This window comes from Candidatus Streptomyces philanthi (genome assembly GCF_059553635.1).
The window spans coordinates 1-4,829 of record NZ_JCANQV010000373.1; the positions used below are offsets into that span (position 1 = coordinate 1).

The 4,829-nt window shown below is 71.9% G+C and carries 4 protein-coding genes and 1 pseudogene; 4 read left to right on the forward strand and 1 reads right to left on the reverse strand.

The window, feature by feature from the left end; translation table 11 throughout:
• Nucleotides 1-386 (forward strand): annotated as a pseudogene (locus AC51EU_RS27120) (hypothetical protein); the annotation flags it as partial.
• A 631-nt stretch (nucleotides 387-1,017) separates the two neighbouring features.
• On the forward strand, nucleotides 1,018-2,316 hold the full coding sequence (locus AC51EU_RS27125) for an alpha/beta hydrolase (RefSeq protein WP_496269722.1): 1,299 nt from the start codon (nucleotides 1,018-1,020) through the stop codon (nucleotides 2,314-2,316).
• A gap of 90 nt (nucleotides 2,317-2,406) precedes the next feature.
• On the opposite strand, the gene AC51EU_RS27130 is transcribed toward AC51EU_RS27125, so the two are convergent.
• Nucleotides 2,407-3,201, reverse strand: a complete 795-nt coding sequence (locus AC51EU_RS27130; RefSeq protein WP_496269723.1) for a polysaccharide deacetylase family protein — start codon at nucleotides 3,199-3,201, stop codon at nucleotides 2,407-2,409.
• A gap of 229 nt (nucleotides 3,202-3,430) precedes the next feature.
• On the opposite strand from AC51EU_RS27130, the gene AC51EU_RS27135 reads away from it, so the two are divergent.
• Nucleotides 3,431-4,168, forward strand: a complete 738-nt coding sequence (locus AC51EU_RS27135; RefSeq protein ID WP_496269724.1) for an ABC transporter permease — start codon at nucleotides 3,431-3,433, stop codon at nucleotides 4,166-4,168.
• Between the two features lie 28 nt (nucleotides 4,169-4,196).
• Nucleotides 4,197-4,829 (forward strand): ABC transporter permease (locus AC51EU_RS27140; RefSeq protein WP_496269725.1); only part of this gene is annotated, 633 nt, incomplete at its 3' end.

Sequence of the window (4,829 nt, forward strand, 5' to 3'; positions counted from 1 at the left end):
AGGAAGAGGGGGTCGAGGCGGCGGGGGAGCCGGACGATGCCGGGCCCGTGGCCGTCGCCGTGGTAGCGGAAGCGGTCGGGCCGGAAGCGGTCGGGCCGCTGGTGCCCGTGGCCGTCGTCGCGGTGCCGGACGCGGTCGGACCGGTGGTGGTCGTCGTGGCGCCCGAGGCGGTCGCGCCCGCGCCCGCGGGTGCCGCCACGGTCTCGGGGGACACCACGGCTTCCGATGCCACTGCGGTCTCGGGTGCCGCCACGGCCTCCGACGCCACCGCCGTCTCGGGTGCCGCCACGCTCTCCGGCGCCACCACGCTCTCCGCCGTCGCGGAGTTCTCGGGCGTCTCCGCCGCCCGGTTCTCCCGGCCCTCGGTCTTCTCCCCGGCCTCATGAGCCTCGGCGGCCGCAGTGCCCCGCTCAGTGCCCCGCTCGCTGTCCTTCTCAGCGGCCCGGCCCGGCAGGGCCTCCTCGCGGGCCTCCGGGATGGTGGCCGGTTCCGGGGCGGCGGCGGCCTCCGGGGCGGTGGCCGGTTCCGGGGTCGGGGTGCCGCTCGGTGGGGCAGCGGTCTCGTTGCGGGACGCCCTGGAGCGACCGAAAGCGTTGCGCAGCAGATTCCGAATGCCCATCGGCGGACCTCTCTCGCATGTGGTGGGGTGCGGTGTATGTCCGGGACGTACGGACATGTCCCTGACCAGGACATCTACGTAAGGGTAGCGGCCACCCCCGGCGTCACCGTGGGACCTCGGGGCCGTGTGGTGCACCCTTTCCGGGACGTTTCGGCCCGTGCGGCACCGGGCCGGAGGCCCCGGAACACATCACGTCCTGGAAACGGAAAGGCAAGGGCTGGGTAAGAAGTCCCGCGCGCAGGTATCCGATGGTCATGAGCGCCCGTCTTCCCCGGTGACCATTGGTTCTTGTCGGCGTTGTTTCTCCAGCGGCCGACGGCCGGCGACCGGTGAGATGAACCGGTGAGATGCGTCGGTAGGGATGAACCCCTGCGAGGGTGACGGGAGATGTGGGGCGCATGGGGCTGACCAGTCTGTCGCTCGAAATCACGGTGATCGTCCTGGCGTTGGCCCTTGTGGCGCTGACGGTCTGGTGGTGGCCCCGGTTGTCGGGGCGTGGCGTGCGGAACGTGCTGGGGCGCCTCGGGGCCATCGTGGTCACCCAGGTGTCGATCGTCGCGGCGCTCGCGCTCGCGGTGAATTCGAGCTTCGAGTTCTACGGCACCTGGGACGAGCTGCTGGGCAACAACGAGGAGGCGCCGGTCGCGGTCGCCGAGCCCGGCGGGAAGTACGCGACCGTCGGCGACTTCAAGGGCGGGCTGGTGCAGCCGGCCGGCCCGCAGGGCCTGGACCGGGTGACCGGGCTGCCGCAGGGGCCCGCCGACAAGGTCGGCAAGGTCGAGTCGGTACGGATCGTCGGCCGCAGGTCACGGGCGATCAACCCGGCCTTCGTCTACCTGCCGCCGCAGTACTTCCAGCCGCAGTTCCGCCGGCAGCGGTTCCCCGTCATGGTCGTCATCAGCGGCTACCCGGGCGGGATCATGAACCTCGCGCAGCACCTCCAGATCCCGCAGAACGCGGGAAAGCTGATCGCGCAGGGGCGCATGCAGCCCACGGTGATGGTGATGCTGCGGCCGACGATCGCGCCGCCGCGGGACACCGAGTGCGTGGACGTGCCGGACGGGCCGCAGGCCGAGACGTTCTTCGCCAAGGACCTCCCCGACGCCATGCGGTCGGCGTACCGGGTCGGCCACGACCCCAGCGCCTGGGGCGCGTTCGGGTACTCGTCCGGCGGCACCTGCTCGCTCCAGCTCGCGATGCGCAACCCGAAGATCTACACCTCCGCGGTCTCCCTCTCCGGCGACTACGCGATCAAGGACGATCTCACCACCGGCAGCCTCTTCGGCAGCGGCCCCGAGGGTGAGCAGCGGCAGCGTGAGCACGATCTGCTGTGGCGGCTGAAGCATCTGCCCGCCCCGCAGGTCTCGGCGCTGGTGGCGAGCAGCCGGCAGGGCGAGGAGGGCTACGCCGACACCATGAAGTTCCTGCACGCGGCGAAGCCGCCGATGACCGTGGACTCGATCATCCTGCCGCGCGGCAGCCACCAGTTCGCGACCTGGCGGCGCGAGGTCGTCCCGGCGCTGGAGTGGCAGAGCAAGCAGCTGACGTTCCCGCAGGACGTGGAGCCGGCCAAGGCGAAGCCGAAGCCGGGCGCGGGCGCCCCGGAACAGCAGCCCGGCGCGGGCGCCTCGCACCCGCCGGCCTCCTCGGCGGTCCGTGAGCGCGACGGCGAGCAGGAGGCGGCGGCGCGGGGCTGAGCGCGCGACGCCCGGCGGACGGGGAAGCGCCCGTACGGATCTCCTCCGTACGGGCGCTTCGTGCGTATGGGGTGTTCCCCCGGCAGGGTGTCAGTCGTCGGGGCTCTCGGGCCGGTAGACCATGCCCGGTTCCGGCTTCGCGGGGGCCATGAGCTGGGAGACCGTCACGACGGTGTAGCCGCGCTTCTTGAGTTCCTTGAGGATGCCGGGGACGGCGGGGACGGTGCCCTTGTAGATGTCGTGCAGCAGGATGATGCCGTCGCGGCGGGTCTGGTCGAGGACGCGGCGGGTGATCAGGTCGGAGTCGGTGGTCTCGTAGTCCTTGGCGGTGACGCTCCACAGGATCTGGGCGAGGCCGAGTTCCTTGCTGACCTCGGAGACCTTGCTGTCGGTGCGGCCCTGGGGCGGGCGCATCAGCGTCATCTTCCGGCCGGTGAGCTTTTCGACGTCGTCCTGGACGCGGGAGAGTTCCTTCTTGATCTCCGCGGGTTCGGTCTCGGTCAGGATTTTGTGCGACCAGGTGTGGTTGGCCAGTTCGTGGCCCCCGGCGGCGATGGCCTTCACCCCCTCGGGGCGGTCGGCGATGTGGTTCTTGCCGAGCATGAAGAAGGTGGCGTGCGCGTTCTCCTTCTTGAGGATGTCGAGCAGCCGGGGGGTGTTCTCGCTCGGCCCGGCGTCGAAGGTGAGCGCCACGCACTTGGCCTTGCGGCAGTCGACACCGCCGCCGCTCCCGGTGTTCTTGCCGTCGGCCGAGGCGTCGGCGCGGGCGTCGGCGGGGACCGTGACGTCGTACGAGGCGCAGCCGCTGAGGGCCAGGGTCAGGGAGGCGGCCAGTGCCAGGCCGGCTATGGACGTACGGCGTGCCGTGGGCGACTTCTTCGGCATGGGGTCTCTTTTCGACGGCCGACAGCTGAGGACGCGTCCGTGACCTGCGGAAACGGCGTGTGCCAGCGATGTCGTGCCTCGATGGGCCCCAGGGCGGACGGGCTTCGGTGACTATACATATGGAGTAGATATGGCATGTATAGGGGGTCTCGTTCCGGCCGCCTCCGTCCCGCCCCCGATCGGACGCGCCCCGCGCGCCACCCCGCCCGGCCCGGGGTGGACTCGTACCGTGACCGCACCGCCGGACGACTGCCTGGCCCGTAACGCATGGATCTGCGGCGACTATCTGATCACTCGTCGCCAGATCCTGATCGACGCGGTGCTGGAACATGTCCGTCTGACGGTGGTCTCCGTACTGCTCGGGCTGCTGATCGCCGTTCCGCTGGCGCTGCTGGCCCGCCGCTACCGTCGGCTGTCCGGCCCCGTGCTGGGGCTGACCACCGTGCTCTACACCATCCCGTCCCTGGCGATGTTCTCGCTGCTGCTGCCGCTCTACGGGCTCTCGTCCACCCTCGTCATCGCCGGTCTCACCCTCTACTCCCTCACCCTTCTCGTCCGTAACGTCCTCGCGGGCCTGGACGGCGTACCGGAGGAGACCCGGGAGGCCGCGCGCGGCATGGGGTACGGGCCGCTGCGCCGGCTGCTGGCCGTGGAACTGCCGCTGGCGCTGCCCGCGGTGATGGCCGGTCTGCGGATCGCCACCGTCTCGGCGGTCGCCCTCACCACGGTCGGCGCGATCGTCGGCCACGGGGGCCTCGGCAACCTCATCTACGCCGGGATGAACTCCTACTTCAAGGCGCAGGTCCTCACCGCGTCCGTGCTGTGCGTACTGATCGCGATCGCGTGTGACGTTCTGCTGCTCGGTCTTGAACGGGTGCTGACGCCCTGGCGCCGGGCCGAACGGGCACGGCGCGGACGCCTCCGGAAGGCCGCGACCGGACGCGCCGCCGGGGAGCGGGCCGCATGACCGCCCGCACCGCCACCGGGCGGCCCCCGTGACCACGCTCACCGCCACCTGGTCCTGGCTGACCACCGCCGCCCACTGGTCCGGCGAGGACGGCGTCTGGCACCGGCTCACCGAACACGCCCTGCTGACCGTCGGCTGCCTGGCCGCGGGCTGCCTGATCGCGCTGCCGGTCGCGCTCGTCCTCGGCCACCTGGGGCGCGGCGGCGCCCTCGCCGTCAACCTCGCCAACACCGGCCGCGCCGTCCCCACCTTCGCCGTCCTCGTCCTGCTCCAGCTCACCCCGCTGGGCCGGCACGGCGCCTGGCCCACCGTCGTCGCCCTGGTGCTCTTCGCGATCCCGCCGCTGCTGACCAACGCCTATGTCGGGATGCGGGAGGTCGACCGGGACGTGGTGCGGGCTGCCCGGGGGATGGGCATGACGGGCCGGCAGCTGGTGTGGCGGGTCGAGGTGCCGCTGGCGCTGCCGCTCGTCCTGACCGGGGTGCGGATCGCCGCCGTCCAGCTGGTCGCCACCGCCACTCTGGCCGCGCTGGTGGGCGGCGGCGGGCTGGGCCGCATCATCACCGCGGGCTTCAACCTGGCGAGCACCCCGCAGGTGGTGGCGGGCGCGGTCGTCGTCGCGGTGTTCGCGCTGCTGCTGGAGGGCGGGTGCGCGCTCGCG